Source organism: Chitinophaga sp. 9-1-y, from assembly GCF_059511905.2.
The window spans coordinates 1,969,054-1,984,748 of sequence record NZ_CM197955.1; the positions used below are offsets into that span (position 1 = coordinate 1,969,054).

Here is a 15,695-nt window from a genome sequence, read left to right on the forward strand (position 1 = left end):
GGAAGAAAATTACAAAATTGCTACAAAGTGTGGTACAGATTTATATATTTGCAGATTACCTAACCTGCTTACTCAATAAATAACTATAGTGCATCAACCGCATCGTTTAAAAATGTTCATCCTATGCTGTATTTGGGGGCTCTTCTCCGGGGAGCTGCATGCACAGGACAAACCATACATTTTCGACAGCTATAGTGTTAATGATGGCCTTTCTCAAAGTACTGTATTCGATATTACCAGGGACGACCAGGGATTTATGTGGATTGCCACGCGAGATGGTATTAACCGTTTCGATGGCTACACCTTCAATGAATACCGGTACAAACCGAGCACCCTCTACAAAGCAGGAGAAGGTAAAGGAGAGCTGGTGCCCCGTGGTTCTACCGGCAACAGGGCGGTGATTAACCGCTTCGACCTTAAAGGATATAAAGGATTCTCTTTTTATAAAGACAGTCGTCAACAGCTGCTGCTGGCCCACAACAACGGCATCAGTGTGTATGATAAATATCGTAACAGCTTCCGGACGTTGCTGGAGGATACCTCTAATGTAAACGCCCGGGAACGTGATAATAATGTAAAGTTCACTATCCTGGGAGAAGACACTGCCAGCAATTCTTTATGGATATGGCGCCCCATGAAAGGGCTGTATGTGTTGGATAATACCACTTATGCAGTGCGTCGTATTATTCTTTATCCGCCACAGTTCCGCCAGCGGGGAGTATTGCCTACCGTGGTAATGAAAGATGGGAATACGATCTGGATGAATGGTGAGCCAGGAGAACTTTTTTCTCTCAATACTAAAAACCTGCGGCTGTCGACTTATTGCCTGCCGGGAATAGGCCCTGAGCCTGTTATGCGGAATCTCAATAAGGATTCGATGATTATCATCAGTGCCGGGCATATTACCATCTTCAACAAACAACGGAATAAATTCAGTGACCTGGCTTTCGATATGAGAAACGAAAAGGGAGAACCTTTTATCCCGGGCGTATCTGAGGTGGATCAGTTTGGAAATGTATGGATCGGCGGCAATGATGGTGTGCTGGTATATAGTATTACCCGCAACGAAATTTTGCGGCATATTGTGAGCTTCAATACATTCGAAACCCGCTCTTTCAATAATGTTTCCTGCCTGTATCGTGATATTTCCGACAACATGTGGGTAGGCACTGATGGCGACGGACTGAAAAAATATTCTCCCCATAAAAAAGTATTTAACCTTTTCCGGTCGCCTTATATCACGCATAATATGGTGCAGGCCGTGTATAAGCATGACGACGGCAAACTCTATGTGGGCCTGATGCGCGACGGGATGAATATTTATGAAGATGGCGGAAAATTCCTGGAGCGTATTTCCAATGAATTATACCCCGGGAAGTTTCCGGGAAATGACCTGGGCGCTATTTGCCGGGAAAATGCAGATCATTTATGGCTGCACTTTGCAGGCATGCACATCGGGTTATTTAATGTACAAACCAAGTCTTACCAGGACCTCACGGGTAAGGTAACCGCATTGGGACTACCGGCACAGCGGGATCCGTTTCCTTTCCTGTTCAAGCGTACCAATAGTGAAATATATTTCAACTATGGGGGCTACCTGCTGATGTACGACAATACTGGCAAAGGCTATGAAGTATCGGTGGTGCATAATTTTGCGGACGAAATGCTGACCACCTATTATGAAGACTTCATGGGTAACCAGTACGTGGGTACGAAATCGGCGTTGTATGCAAAAAATGCGGTGGATTCCCGCTGGAAATCGATCCCGTTACCGTCGGGTACCACGGTGAAATCCATCAATAAGAATGCACATAAAGAGTTGCTGGTAGCCACTAACAAGGGATTATTCATCATTGATGAAGCGGGGCGGATCAAGCAGCATTATAATAGTTATGATAACCCCAAGCTGATCAATGACTACATGTATGGCGTGCTATTAGATGATAAAGATAGAATTTGGGTGAGTCACAATAAGGGGTTATCGCAGATTAATCCGTTATCAGGAGAGATCACTACATATAATTACGAAGATGGGCTACAATCGAACGAGTTTAATACCGGAGCATTTTACAAATCTATTGACGGAGAGCTGTTTTTTGGTGGTATTCGCGGGGTAAACGGATTTTATCCAAAAAACTTCCGCGACAACCTGTCTAATTCCAAAGTGATTATCCGGCGTATGGAAGTGCTGGATAAGCCGTATGAATCAGATACGGCTATTTCCCTGCTGAAGAAAGTGGAGTTGCCATATAACCAGAATACCATTGCCATTGAATTTGTGCCATTAGAATATACTAATCCATTGAAAAACAAGGTGCAGTATAAGCTGGAAGGCGCAGATGAGGATTGGGTGCAGGCGGGTACCTTCAGGATGGCCCGTTATACGAATCTGCATCCTGGTAGTTACACTTTTAAAGTAAGGGGATCCAATAATGATGATATCTGGAGTACTATTCCGACCACGCTGGAAATTGTGATCCGGATTCCATTCTGGCAATCGTTATGGTTCCGCTTCCTGTTATTGTTGCTGTTGCTGGGAATTGCGTATTATTTTTCCACCCTGTACCTGGATTATAAGATCCGGCATGAGAAATTGAAACTGGAGAAAGAGCAGGCGGTAGACCAGGAGCGGGCGCGTATTTCGAGTGATATGCATGACGACCTGGGATCGGGGTTATCAACGATTCGTTTGCTGAGTGAGGTGGCCAAACGGAAAATACAGGATCCTGCGCAAACCAGGGAAGTAGAGCGTATTTCTGAAACAGCAGGAGAGATGGTGGATAAGATGAGTGAAATCATCTGGGCGATGAGTTCTTCCAATGATTCACTGGCTAACCTGATCGCCTATATGAGAAGTTTTGCAGCAGAGTTCCTGGAGCATGCGCATATTACGCATCAGTTTTACATACCGGAAAGTATTCCCAATATCAAGCTGAGTGGGGGGACCAGGAGAAACATTTACCTGGCGGTGAAAGAATCGTTGCACAACGTAGTCAAGCATGCCAAGGCAACAGAGGTGATTGTAGAAGTAAAAGTGCACAAAAATATGACGATCATGATCAAGGATAATGGTAAAGGATTTGATCAGGAAAAGGTGAGGTTATTTGGTAATGGCTTGAAAAATATTCAGAAGAGAATGATATCAGTAGGGGGGAATGCGGATATCTCCTCGAACAATGGAACAATAGTTTTTCTCGATATCCCACTAAATTAACATACATTTGTTTTTAATAACATTTAAGTGTTATAATTCCTTAAAACATGACGGTATACTCAAAGAAGAAGTCCCAGGATAACATGGACACTATCACTATTGCGATAGTAGAAGATAATCATGATATCCGCACGGCTATGGAATTGCTGATTAATGGTTCTGACGGTTATGCCTGTGTAGGGACTTTTAATAATGCAGAAACCGCAGTAGAACAGATCCCTCAATTGATGCCAAATGTAGTGCTGATGGATTTCAATTTGCCGGGTGGTATGAATGGTATTGAATGTATTGCGCAGTTGAAGCGGGAACATCCCGATATGCAATTTATGATGCTGACAGTTTATGAAGATGATGATAAAATCTTCATGGCGCTGGAGGCGGGTGCGAGTGGATATATTCTCAAGAAAACATCACCGGGTGAATTACTCGAAGCCATCCGTGATTTGTACGATGGTGGTTCGCCCATGAGTTCGCAAATTGCCAGAAGGGTGGTAGCGTTTTTCCAGAAACAGGCAAAACCCAATCCTGCGCTGGAAGCATTAACAACACGTGAAAAGGAAATCTTGGACCAACTGTCCAAAGGATACCTATACAAAGAAATTGCCAGCAACCTGTTTATCAGTATTGAAACGGTAAGACGCCACGTACACAACATCTACGAAAAACTGCACGTAAGAAGCCGTACAGATGCGGTGAATAAATATTATAACAGATAATTGAAAGTAGAAAGCATAAAGCAGAAAGCAAAAAGCTATTGTAGCGAACATTATTAATACAATTTGATCATTCGCCACAATAGCTTTTTGTTTTCTGCTTTATGCTTTCTGCTTCAGCGTCATGCTTCTCTTCAGCAAATGCACTGTTAGCACTACTGCTGCAATCAATAAACAAGCAAGTTTGAATACTAAACCAGTTTTCATAGGATAGGGATTATACGGTTAATAGGTTGGATACCTTCAATATTAGACATAACACTCCCTGATGGCTATTGCCAGACTGATGAAACTTGTTGCGGATATTGTAAAAAGCCGGTTATAAATAGTAATAGCGGATTAGCGCATCATTTGCCAGGAATCAAATTTCCGGATCAGGCGGAGGAATTTGTTACCAATGCTGTTATCCTGTTCTTTTTTGATGAAATAGGTAGCTACAAATGCTACTAAAACTACTACGGTGAGTAGGGTAAGGAATAGTATTTTCATAAGGATTAGGTTAGGTTCTCTCTGTAAAGTTGACTTACGTAAATATAGATAATTTATTGATATAACATTTATTTCAAATAAATTTTTTTTATACCATTTTCATGTGATCGATTTTTAAAATACCCTAAAAAGATGGATTTTTCCCGAAAATACAAAATTTATAAGTCTTAATAAATTGATTATCAATAGTGTAAGCATAGTGCATAACTTATACTTGGGATGATTCAATGAATCCGTTATTTTTGCCAGCAATCTGATTTTGCTAAAAGATTTAGTATCCTTGCAGATCATGAATGAACCCTTGAAACAGTAATATTTAGGAAATTTTAATATATTATGGCAAATACGGACAAAACGGATAACAAAGATCTATTTGCTTCCTATACGGAAGACTCCATACGGTCGCTGGACTGGCGGGAGCATATCCGCCTCCGGCCTGGTATGTACATCGGTAAGCTGGGAGACGGCTCCAGTATGGATGATGGTATTTACATCCTGCTTAAAGAGGTAACGGATAACTGTATTGATGAGCATACTATGGGCTTTGGTAAGCAGATAGACATCAAAGTAACAGAACATCATGTTACGATCCGCGACTATGGACGTGGTATCCCGTTGGGAAAAGTAGTGGATGTAGTGAGTAAAATCAATACCGGCGCCAAATACGACAGCAAAGCTTTCCAGAAGTCAGTGGGATTGAACGGGGTGGGTACCAAAGCAGTGAACGCTTTGTCGAGCTATTTCCGCGTACAATCCGTTCGCGATGGCCGTATGAAAGTGGCGGAGTTTGAAAGAGGTGTACTGATAAAAGAACATAAGGAAGCAGCTACCACCGAACCTAATGGTACGCTGGTAACGTTTACACCGGATGATACCGTATTTAAAAATTATCGCTTTATCCCGGAATTCCTGGAAAACCAGATCTGGAACTATTGCTTTTTGAATGCGGGTCTGACCGTCAACTTCAACGGGAAAAAATATATTTCCAAGAATGGTTTGCTGGACTTGTTACAGCGTAAAACCAATGAAGAAGACCTGCGCTATCCGATCATTCACCTGAAAGGAGAGGATATTGAAGTGGCGATCACCCATGAAAGCCAATACGGAGAAGAGTATTATTCATTCGTGAACGGGCAGCATACCACCCAGGGAGGTACGCATCTGGCGGCTTTCCGCGAGGCATTTGTAAAAACTGTCCGCGACTTTTATAAAAAGGATTATGAAGCTACTGATATCCGGGCTTCTATCTGCGCTGCAGTAGCCATCAGGGTACAGGAGCCGGTATTTGAATCGCAAACTAAAACCAAGTTGGGTTCCCAGGTGGTGTCAGACGGAGGTCCTTCTGTAAAGGCATTTGTACTGGAATTCCTGTCCAAACACCTGGATGATTACCTGCATCGTAACTCCGCTATTGCCGATGCGTTGAAGAAACGCATCGAACAAAGTGAGCGTGAACGCAAGGAGCTGGCAGGTATTAAAAAGCTTGCCAACGAAAGAGCAAAGAAAGCCAACCTGCATAACAGGAAACTGCGCGACTGCCGTTTACACCTCAATGATGAGTTAACCGGAAAAGACAAAGCAGAACAGGAGGCACGCCGCCTGGATTCTACCATCTTTATTACAGAGGGTGATTCTGCGAGTGGTTCCATTACTAAATCCCGCAACGTGGAAACACAGGCAGTATTTAGCTTACGTGGTAAACCGCTGAACAGCTTCGGTTTGACCAAGAAGATTGTGTATGAGAATGAGGAATTCAACCTCCTGCAACACGCACTGAATATTGAAGAAGGCCTGGAAGGATTGCGCTACAACAATATTGTGGTAGCAACTGATGCCGATGTGGACGGTATGCACATCCGTTTGCTGCTGCTGACCTTCTTCCTGCAGTTCTTCCCTGACCTGGTAAAGAACGGACACGTATATATCCTGGAAACACCATTGTTCCGGGTGCGTAACAAGCAGGAAACTATTTACTGTTATACGGAAGAGGAGAAACAGAAAGCGGTGAAGAAACTGGGTAGTAAACCGGAGATCACCCGTTTTAAAGGATTGGGAGAAATTTCTCCGGATGAATTTGGCCGTTTTATTGGGGAAGATATCCGTATTGAGCCGATCATTTTATCGAAAGATATCCATGTCCAGAAGTTGCTGGAATACTATATGGGTAAAAATACCCAGACCCGTCAGGAGTTTATCATTAACAACCTGCGGTATGAAAAAGATTTAGTTGAAGAAACAGTATAAAAAGAATTACGAATTTCAAATTACGAATTACAGATTTATGGGAAGAAGAACGCGAATATCTTCTTCTACTATCTCCCCACAAATCCGTAATTCGTAATTTGAAATTCGTAATTAACTTCATTGTATGGGCTTAATACACATTGTTTTTGGTCAATCTTCGGTTCCGGTGCTGGGAGAAGCGATTGCGATGGATGAGAAAATGAGCGGAGAGATACTTTGTTTTGAAGATGATCTGTCTGTTGGACCCTTGTTCATACTGGACACTAAAGAAGGCAGGGCAGGACGAAAAATGTTCTGGCAGCAACTGGCGGGTATTTCGCCGGCACCCGCCCAGGAAGGAGACGCAGTGGCGCCTGCACTTGTTGTAGAAGAGGAGCCGGAAGATGCGGATCGCTTTAGCGCGCTGAAGGCTCAGCTGAAGGAAAATCCGGAACAGGAAGTATGGATCTGGGCCGGACAAAACGCCCGTGATGTTTGTGGTTATTACTGGCTGGTGAGTCAATGTTATGACTTTGCCGGACGTATACATATCATTTATCTCAATAACCTGCCTTTCCTGAATGAGAAGGGTGCGGTATTTTATCCTACTCATCTGCACCAGATATTGCCAAAGGAATTCCTGAAGGCGAAGAAACTGGCCCGTGCTGTTTCGCTGGCAGAGTATGAGCTGGATGGAGATGAATGGCATCGAATGATGAATGAAAATGCCGGTATCCGTTTACTGGAAGGCGGCAAAAAAATAAAGGGAGAGCCGACCCTGTTTTATGATAAAGAATTGCTGGCACAAAGTGGGAAAGACTTTGTGAAAGCATGGCGGGTAGTACAACAGGTAACCGGTAAATTGAAATATCCTGTGATGGACCAGTTCCTGGGTTGGCGGCTGAAAGAGCTGATCCGCGAAGGCAAACTGGATAGCAGGGGAGAATTAAAAACAATCCGCGATTTTGAAGTGAAATTACCTGGTGAGGGCGGAGGAGAAACTACCCCAACAGAAAACACTGAAAATCCAACTACCCTATGATAAAGGTAACATCCCTTGACCTGTTGGGAGCAGATGACCGCGGCAGCGGTTATTTCTGGAATTGCAACCGCACCGGCGATTTTATGGTTTGTTACCGTAATGCCGGCAGCAGTAGCGGACAGCATTACCACGAAGGCAAAAGTGATAACAAAAATCCGGAAGTACTCTATCTTTTTACCGGTAAGGCCGCCATGCATTGGTGTCCACTGGATGGAAAAGAAATTGTGGTCACGGAAATAACAGCGCCGGCCAGGGTAGAAGTGCCGGTGAATGTTTGGCATCAGCTGATAGCGATAACAGATTGTTGCTTTATTGAACTGAACTCTCTCGAAGATGTGCAAAAGGACAGTATTCGTATATGGAGGGAAGATTTTGAAAAAATGATTAACGTAAAACCGTAAGTGTATTATACATGGACATGGAAAATAAAACACCAGACGAATCTCTGCACAATGTCATCCACGTGGGGGGCATGTATGAGAGCTGGTTCCTGGATTACGCTTCTTATGTAATCCTGGAGCGGGCAGTGCCCAGCGTGGAAGATGGGTTGAAGCCCGTACAGCGTCGTATCCTGCACGCCATGAAAGAAATGGATGACGGCCGTTTTAATAAAGTGGCAAACGTTATCGGGCAAACGATGCAGTATCACCCACACGGGGATGCTTCCATCAGTGATGCTATTGTAAACCTCGGTCAGAAAGACCTGCTCATTGAAACGCAGGGTAACTGGGGCGATGTCAGAACCGGAGATGATGCAGCAGCTGCCAGGTATATTGAAGCACGCTTGTCGAAGTTTGCACTGGAGGTAGGGTTTAATCCTAAAACCACTTCCTGGCAACTGAGCTACGATGGCCGTAAAAACGAGCCCCTCGCATTACCGATGAAGTTCCCGCTGTTATTGGCACAGGGAGCGGAAGGTATCGCGGTAGGTTTATCTACCAAAATATTACCACACAACTTTATAGAGCTGATAGATGCTTCTGTAAAGTATTTACGTGGTAAGAAATTTGAGCTGTTTCCCGATTTCAGTACCGGCGGCATGGTGGATGTAGCCAACTACAACGATGGTAAACGCGGTGGTAAAGTACGTGTACGCGCACATATCGAAGAGAAAGATAAAAAGACCCTGCTGATAAAGGATGTACCGCATGGTATTACCACCACCCAGCTGATGGAGTCTATCGTGAAAGCTAACGACAGTGGTAAAATCAAGATTCGTAAAGTGGTGGATAATACCGCCGCAGAAGTGGAAATTGAAGTGCAGCTGGCACCAGGTATTTCGCCGGATATTACCATTGACGCATTGTACGCATTCACGGATTGTGAAATATCGATTTCTCCAAATGCCTGCGTTATTGTAAATGATAAACCGCAGTTCCTCACCGCTTCTGATTTATTGAAAGCATCTGCTGATTACACCAAAGACCTGCTCAAACAGGAGCTGGAAATCAAATTGGCAGAGCTGCAGGAAAAATGGCATTACACCTCCCTGGAAAAAATCTTCTTCGAAAAAGGTATTTACAAGGAGCTGGAGCAAAAACACAAGGACTGGGAAGCAGTACTGGTGGCGATCGACAAAGGATTTAATCCATATAAAAAACAATTGAAACGCGAGATCACCCGTGAAGATATTGTGAAATTAACGGAGAAGCCTGTACGTAGAATTTACCGCCTTGATATCAATGAGCTGAATGAACAAATCAAAAATATCGAAGCAGAAATCAAAGAAGTAAAGCATCACCTGGCCAACCTGGTTGATTATACTGTTGCTTACTACGACAACCTGCTGAAGAAATTTGGTAAAGGCCGCGAACGTAAAACAGTGATCAAAACTTTTGATACTATACAGGTAGCACAGGTGGCGATTGCCAATACTAAGATATATGTAAACCGTGCAGATGGGTTTATTGGTACCTCGCTGAAGAAAGATGAATTTGTGGCAGATTGTTCTGACCTCGATAATATCATCGTGTTCCGCCGGGATGGTAAAATGCTGGTAACGAAAGTAGCCGACAAAACCTTTGTAGGGAAGGATATTATTCATGTGGACATCTTCCGCAAGAATGATGAACGTACTACCTACAACATGATTTACGTAGAAGGTAAAACGGGTGTGAGCTATGCGAAACGTTTCAATGTAACGGGTGTTACCCGCGACAAGGAATATGAGCTGGCGCACAAAGGCGAGAAGAATTCCAAAGTACATTACTTCTCTTCCAATCCTAACGGAGAGGCGGAAGTAGTCACCATTAAGCTTAGCCCGAACTGTAGTGCACGTAACAAAGAATTTGACATGTTCTTTGAAACGATTGCCATCAAAGGACGTAGCTCCATGGGGAATGTGGTCACCAAATACCCGATCCGCAGTGTGAAGTTCAAAGAGAAAGGTGTATCTACATTAGCCGGACAAAAAATCTGGTATGATACAGAAACAGGTCGTTTAAATACGGAAGAACGTGGTGTATACATTGGTGCCTTTGAAGGGGAAGACAAGATATTTGTAGCCTTTAAGAACGGTACTTACGAGCTTACCAACTACGATCTCACCAACCGTTATGAATCCGGAGATGTAGTATACATCGAGAAATTCAACCCGGAAAAAACAGTGACCGCTATCTATTTTGATGCAGATAAGAAGCAGTTTAATGTGAAACGTTTCCGTATTGAAACGCAGACATTGAATAATAAATTCCTCTTCATTAAAGAAGGTGCAGCGAACTACCTGGAAATGGTGACAACCCATACCCAGCCAATCGTATTGCTGAAAACCGGTAAGAAACGGAGTCCGGAAGAAGAGGAAATTGATCTCTCTGAATTTGTGGAAGTGACCGGCTGGAAAGCAGTAGGAACAAGGATTGCCGGCGATGACCTGATTAGTGCAGAGTTGCTGTCGGAAGACGAAGATCCGGATCCGAACGAAGAAGGACCAGCTGGAGGGCAAGGCGAATTGTTTTAAGAAGCAGAAAGCATAAGGCATAAAGCAAAAAGTTATTAAAGCGATTGATAAAAGCGAGTATCAATGTTACTCATCCACTTTTATCAATCGCTTTAATAACTTTTTGCTTTATGCCTTATGCTTTCTGCTTCTACTAGATCTTGCCTCCCATGTTCCTGATAATGATTTCCAGGAAGTCGATCGTAGCGAGATAGGCTTCTATAGAAGTGCCGTTGAGGATTTTTTTGTAGTTCTCGTCCTGGTCGGCGGCTATTTTCGCAAATTCGGCAGCTCCGAGTGGTGTAAATGAATACATGTCCTCATTTTGTTGCACCCAGTTGCGGGCTACCAGTGAAGCTAATATCTCGTCCAGTGCAGATTCTGTGAGGAACCTGTTAACCTGGTAGTAATACAGCTCCCGGCTGATTTTTCCGTGTGTGTCAATTTGTTTGAGTACCTGCCAGTGAAACCTGTTGATCCCAAAAGTTTCAAAGGCGTTGTTGATGTATTGTGTAATCAGGCTGTCAGCTTCTTTCAGGTACCAGCCGATAGGTAGTTTCTGTTTAATGTCAGATGGCATATAATATATTAATCTTTAACGGGTGTGGTAATTTCAATCATGATGCTATCGAAGTGCATATAAAAGCCAAATGTTTTGCGCATGGGCTGTGGTGGTTGTTCCAATACAATACCACCATCCTGCAGGCGCTGATACATAGCCATTACCGCTTCCTGGTTGTCCAGGTAAAAGCCTATATGAAAAGCATCCGGATAAGTATGGTTTTCTTTGTCGTTGAAGCGTTGATGCATGAGTACAAGCAAAAAACCATCGGGTCCGGTTAACACGGATAAGCTATCATTGAGTTTTGGGTCGGTGCAACGGAAATTAAAATAGGTTTCAAAGAAGGTGCGCGTTGCAGGCACATCTTTTACAGTGAGGTTTAAGTGATTGAGTTGCATAAGTGTAAAGGTAATAAATGAATGTTCGCTCTTTTATAGTGCAAATATAATCGAACAATCATTCTTTTTACTAAAAAGCCCAAATTTTTTTTCCGGAGATAGATAACGGAGCTGTGGCTGGCCCTCGTCGCTCATGGAAAGATAGCAGCAGCAGGCAAAAGGCTATTATCCGGGTGGGCTATTGCTTTTTCTTTTGCAGGGGTTGTTTAGGTGTTTCCTGGTAATCTTCTGCAGATTTAGGTTGGGTCATAATCTTTTTCTTTTGATCCAGTGGCTGTGGAGTAGGAGCACCCTTGCCCATTGGAATGGCATCATTAAAGACCTTGTTGACATGCATCCATTTGCCGGCCAGCCACTTAAAGCCTTCGTAGTCCATATCAGACACGTAAGTAAACTTCTTCATGGGTTCATTGGTCTCTGATATAAGATGGTCATACACAATCATATTCAGCTCTTTGTTATAATTGAGGGTAGCCGTGCTTTCCTTCTTAAATTCTATGATAAAGCGGTTTTGGGTAGGCTTCGGCGTGCTATCTTCTGCAAAGCTGAAAAATGGTCCGCCCAGCACAGGCAGGCCGTTTTTGAAGGTGAGCATTTCTACGATTTTCTTCTGGCTCCGGGGATTATTGGCATCCCAGCCAAAGAGGGTATAAAACTCCTGGTTGAAGTAATGGCGATGTATAATGTTGTAATACAGGCAGCCATACCAGTATTTATTATCGGTAATAGTATCAGTATTGGTGATATAATCGGAGGCGTCGAAGAGTGGGAACAGCTTGAGTGCACCATCTGTTGTATTCATTTGTATGGCGCCAAAGTGCCGGTAAAAGCCATTTTCTCTTTCCAGTGCCCAGGTAAATATCCGGAAGGCGCTGTCTTGCGGATATTGAATGGAAATGGTTTTCAGCGAGTCAAAAGGGAATTTGAAGGAGTGTTTGGTTTTTAATGCCCGCACCAGCAGGGGAATAAACGCATCTTTCGCCCTTTCACGGCCATCATCACCTTTGCCATCGAAGATAAGCCTGCTGAGTACCTGCAGTGTATCCTGGTCCCGTTTCAATTGTTTCATACCTGCGGCATCCGGTTGCTGCGCGTAGGTCAGTAAACTAGTTATCAGCAGTAACAGTGACAGTAATGATTTTTTTGCCATATCTATTATACGGTTCGGGACAGGAATTATTGTATGGATTGTGCAAACTGCAACAGGTTTTGGCATCGCTGATCAATCAGCGGATGCGGAAACGGTACTTCCGGGCGGGTGGAAGGAATAAATACGGTTTGCATGCCCAGGCTTTTCCCAAATTGCATATCGCTTAATGTATTGCCTACCATCACCGCCTGGGTAAAATCGATTGCCGGAAAATCCTGTTTTGCCTGTAAGCCCATGCCAATGGCTGGTTTACGGCAAGGACTGGTACTATCCAGGTCAGGGCAAAAATAGATGTTATCGATTCGTCCGCCCTGTTGCTCAATTGCCTGTAACATATACCGGTGAATTTCCCGTAGTCCTTCTACGGTCAGTAAGCCACGGCCAATGCAGCGTTGATTGGTGACTACGAGGATACGCTCAAAACGTTTGGCCAGTAATGGCATCGCGGCCAGTACCCCTTCACTGAATTGAAACATATCCGGACGTAACACGTATCCATCACGGATCTCCTCATTGATCACTCCATCTCTGTCGAGAAATAACGTCATGATACCAATACTTTTTGTGCGGCTTCGTAATCTTCCGGAATGCCGATATCGATGAAATATGTATCGCTGATAAAGCCGTATAGGTGGCCCGCAGCAGCTCCGGGCTCCAGGACTTCCTTCTCAAAAGAAAATTTTTCCGGTAGCGCCAGGCGATGTAAAAAGTCCGTATTGGTGATGTAAATGCCACCATTGATCAGGCCTGCTGCGCAAAACTTTTTCTCATGAAAAGCCGTGATTCGCTGCTGTGCATCCAGTTCTATGCTACCATAGCGGTCAAATTGCAGCATGGGCTTCAGCGCCAGCGACAGAGGACTTTGCCGTTCGTGGTGGAACGCGGAAAATGCTGCCAGGTCCACATCGAAATAGGTGTCACCATTTACAATGAATACTTCTTTGCCTTCCAATGCTGGTAAAGCATGCAGGATGCCTCCACCGGTACCCAGCGGGGTTGGTTCAACGGTAAAGGATACACGCAATGGTAATGGCGTGTTATTGCACCAGTTAATTACTTGTTCAGATAAGTAACCCAGGGATAATACCGCATGGGTAACACCTTGTTTATGGAGATATTGGAGCAGGTAGTATAAAAACGGATGATCGCCCAAAGGCGCCATACATTTGGGCTTATCAGCTACCACACTGCGCAGGCGTGTACCTAAACCTCCGGCAAGTATAATGCATTCGCGTACCATTATGCAAACAGGTTGTTTTCTACTATTTCGCAAATGATATGTCCTACGGTAATATGCGCTTCCTGTATGCGTGGCGTGTCGGTAGACGGAATATTGATCAGGTAGTCGCTGCCGGCTTTCATTTTCCCTCCGGTGCTGCCTGTCATGCTCACTACGATCATGCCCTGCTCTTTCGCCACTTTAATGGCTTCCAATAAATTGGCAGAATTGCCGGAAGTAGAAATTGCCACCAGCACATCGCCAGGGCGGCCTATTCCTCTCAGGATGCGGGCATATACCTGGTCATAGCCATAGTCGTTGCCTACTGCCGTCATATAAGAGGAGTTGCAGTGGAGTGCTTCTGCATACAAGGGCATGCGGTCTTTATAAAAACGACCGGAAAATTCAGCGGCCAGGTGTTGTGCATCAGCGGCACTACCGCCGTTGCCGCAAAAGAGAATCTTGTGGTCGGTTTGCAGGCTGTGGGTAATGGTATCAGCTACCACTTTTATGGTGTTCAACAGTGGCTCATCCTGGCAAATCGCCTCTTTTACCGTTATACTTTCGCGGAGCTTGTTGATAATATGTTGTTTCATGAAACAGTTTTTTGATTTGGTGTATAGCCTTAAATACTCCACGTTTGAATACCGTGGTTGGTAAAGGTATAGCGTTTTACATCGCCACCAAAACCGCTCAGGGCATCTACTACTGCGAAGCGGGTATTTTTAGGGCAATAGAAGATCATAAATCCGCCACCGCCTGCACCTGAAATTTTACCACCGCTGGCGCCGGCTTTGCGGGCAGCGTCGTATATTTCATCGAGTTGGGGATTGGTGATGCCTTTGGCCATCTTCTTTTTATATTCAAATCCGTAATCCAGGATTTCACCGATTTTGTCGATGGTACCCCGTAATAATGCTTCTTTCATCATCACCGCCTGTTCTTTCAGGTGGTGCATGGCTTCAATGGAAGCATCTTTTTTATCGGTTACATTTTTCTGTTGTTCTGAGATGATAGTGGAAGACAAGCGGCTGGTAGAGGTGTAGAATAATACCAGGTTGTTTTCCAGTTCATGTAGGTTTGTTTCCTTGATGCGGAGCGGGTTTACAATTACTTTATCGCCTTTGTAAAACTCCATGAAGTTTACGCCGCCGAAAGTGGCCGCATACTGATCCTGTTTACCACCGGCCTGCAGAAGGTCTTCCCGCTCAATAGAATACGCCAGGTGCGCCATGTCATACTCTCCCAGTGGCAATTTGAGCCATTCAGCAAAAGCGCCGAGTACCGCCACTACCAGGGTAGAAGAGGTGCCCAATCCCGATCCGGCGGGTGCATCCACGAAGGTAGTGAGTTTAAAGCCGGTGGCCGGCAGCGAGCCATAGTCCTGTTGTACCCGGTTGATGACTCCTTTGAGGATATCCAGTGTGCCATCTAACGGTAAAGGATATACGGCATCGTAGGAAGCAGTTTCTCTCCGGTCAGCGCATTCAAAAATAATTTTGCCATCTGTACGTGGTTCTATGGCAGCACGGGCATATAAAGAGATGGTTGCGTTGAGAATGGCGCCACCGTATAAATCCGAGTACGGACTTACATCTGTGCCACCACCTGCGAGGCCAATTCGTAAAGGAGCTTTGCTTCTGTATATCATGGTCGTTTTTTTAGAGTTGAAAGCAAAAAGCTATTGAAGCGAATGATGGACGCGAATAATGGTCTTTTAAAATCCGCTACTATCATTCGCTTCAATAGC

Annotated in this window: 14 protein-coding genes; 6 read left to right on the forward strand and 8 right to left on the reverse strand. The window is 44.3% G+C overall.

Features of this window, described 5'->3' with window-relative positions; translation table 11 throughout:
• The first annotated feature begins 112 nt into the window (after positions 1 to 112).
• Entirely contained in the window at positions 113 to 3,214 is a 3,102-nt protein-coding gene (locus AC5ZC7_RS07795; protein ID WP_496163043.1) for a triple tyrosine motif-containing protein, read from the forward strand.
• A 47-nt stretch (positions 3,215 to 3,261) separates the two neighbouring features.
• Entirely contained in the window at positions 3,262 to 3,930 is a 669-nt protein-coding gene (locus AC5ZC7_RS07800; protein ID WP_079468073.1) for a response regulator transcription factor, read from the forward strand.
• Between the two features lie 336 nt (positions 3,931 to 4,266).
• Here the strand turns inward: AC5ZC7_RS07800 and AC5ZC7_RS07805 are convergent, their stop codons facing one another.
• Positions 4,267 to 4,416 carry a hypothetical protein gene (locus AC5ZC7_RS07805; RefSeq protein WP_496163042.1) on the reverse strand — a complete coding sequence of 50 codons (150 nt, stop codon included), beginning with the start codon at positions 4,414 to 4,416 and terminating at the stop codon, positions 4,267 to 4,269.
• A gap of 336 nt (positions 4,417 to 4,752) precedes the next feature.
• On the opposite strand from AC5ZC7_RS07805, the gene AC5ZC7_RS07810 reads away from it, so the two are divergent.
• From AC5ZC7_RS07810 to AC5ZC7_RS07825, 4 genes are all read left to right on the forward strand, one after another.
• Positions 4,753 to 6,660, forward strand: coding sequence for a toprim domain-containing protein (locus tag AC5ZC7_RS07810; protein ID WP_496163041.1), 1,908 nt, complete (start codon positions 4,753 to 4,755; stop codon positions 6,658 to 6,660).
• A 124-nt stretch (positions 6,661 to 6,784) separates the two neighbouring features.
• Positions 6,785 to 7,681, forward strand: coding sequence for a DUF1835 domain-containing protein (locus AC5ZC7_RS07815; RefSeq protein WP_496163040.1), 897 nt, complete (start codon positions 6,785 to 6,787; stop codon positions 7,679 to 7,681).
• Positions 7,678 to 8,082 (forward strand): hypothetical protein, encoded by a 405-nt coding sequence (locus AC5ZC7_RS07820; protein ID WP_477076327.1) that lies wholly within the window; start codon positions 7,678 to 7,680, stop codon positions 8,080 to 8,082. Before AC5ZC7_RS07815 ends, AC5ZC7_RS07820 begins: the two co-directional genes overlap by 4 nt.
• 17 nt (positions 8,083 to 8,099) lie before the next feature.
• Positions 8,100 to 10,637, forward strand: a complete 2,538-nt coding sequence (locus AC5ZC7_RS07825; RefSeq protein WP_496163039.1) for a DNA gyrase/topoisomerase IV subunit A — start codon at positions 8,100 to 8,102, stop codon at positions 10,635 to 10,637.
• Positions 10,638 to 10,770: 133 nt separating this feature from the next.
• Here AC5ZC7_RS07825 and AC5ZC7_RS07830 read toward each other — a convergent pair whose 3' ends face one another.
• From AC5ZC7_RS07830 to AC5ZC7_RS07860, 7 genes are all read right to left on the reverse strand, one after another.
• Entirely contained in the window at positions 10,771 to 11,196 is a 426-nt protein-coding gene (locus tag AC5ZC7_RS07830) for a MarR family winged helix-turn-helix transcriptional regulator (protein WP_496163038.1), read from the reverse strand.
• A gap of 8 nt (positions 11,197 to 11,204) precedes the next feature.
• The gene (locus AC5ZC7_RS07835) at positions 11,205 to 11,576 is read right to left on the reverse strand and encodes a VOC family protein (protein ID WP_496163037.1); all 372 of its coding nucleotides are present in this window, start codon (positions 11,574 to 11,576) and stop codon (positions 11,205 to 11,207) included.
• Between the two features lie 178 nt (positions 11,577 to 11,754).
• The gene (locus AC5ZC7_RS07840) at positions 11,755 to 12,726 is read right to left on the reverse strand and encodes a hypothetical protein (protein ID WP_496163036.1); all 972 of its coding nucleotides are present in this window, start codon (positions 12,724 to 12,726) and stop codon (positions 11,755 to 11,757) included.
• A gap of 26 nt (positions 12,727 to 12,752) precedes the next feature.
• Complete coding sequence (locus AC5ZC7_RS07845; protein ID WP_496163035.1) at positions 12,753 to 13,274, reverse strand: HAD-IIIA family hydrolase; 522 nt, start codon at positions 13,272 to 13,274, stop codon at positions 12,753 to 12,755.
• The gene (locus tag AC5ZC7_RS07850; RefSeq protein ID WP_496163034.1) at positions 13,271 to 13,966 is read right to left on the reverse strand and encodes a sugar phosphate nucleotidyltransferase; all 696 of its coding nucleotides are present in this window, start codon (positions 13,964 to 13,966) and stop codon (positions 13,271 to 13,273) included. Before AC5ZC7_RS07850 ends, AC5ZC7_RS07845 begins: the two co-directional genes overlap by 4 nt.
• Positions 13,966 to 14,541 carry an SIS domain-containing protein gene (locus tag AC5ZC7_RS07855; RefSeq protein WP_496163033.1) on the reverse strand — a complete coding sequence of 192 codons (576 nt, stop codon included), beginning with the start codon at positions 14,539 to 14,541 and terminating at the stop codon, positions 13,966 to 13,968. The genes AC5ZC7_RS07850 and AC5ZC7_RS07855 overlap by 1 nt, the downstream gene beginning before the upstream one ends.
• A gap of 29 nt (positions 14,542 to 14,570) precedes the next feature.
• A complete protein-coding gene (locus tag AC5ZC7_RS07860) occupies positions 14,571 to 15,596 on the reverse strand; it encodes a GHMP family kinase ATP-binding protein (protein ID WP_496163032.1) in 1,026 nt (341 codons plus the stop codon).
• Between the last annotated feature and the right edge of the window lie 99 nt (positions 15,597 to 15,695).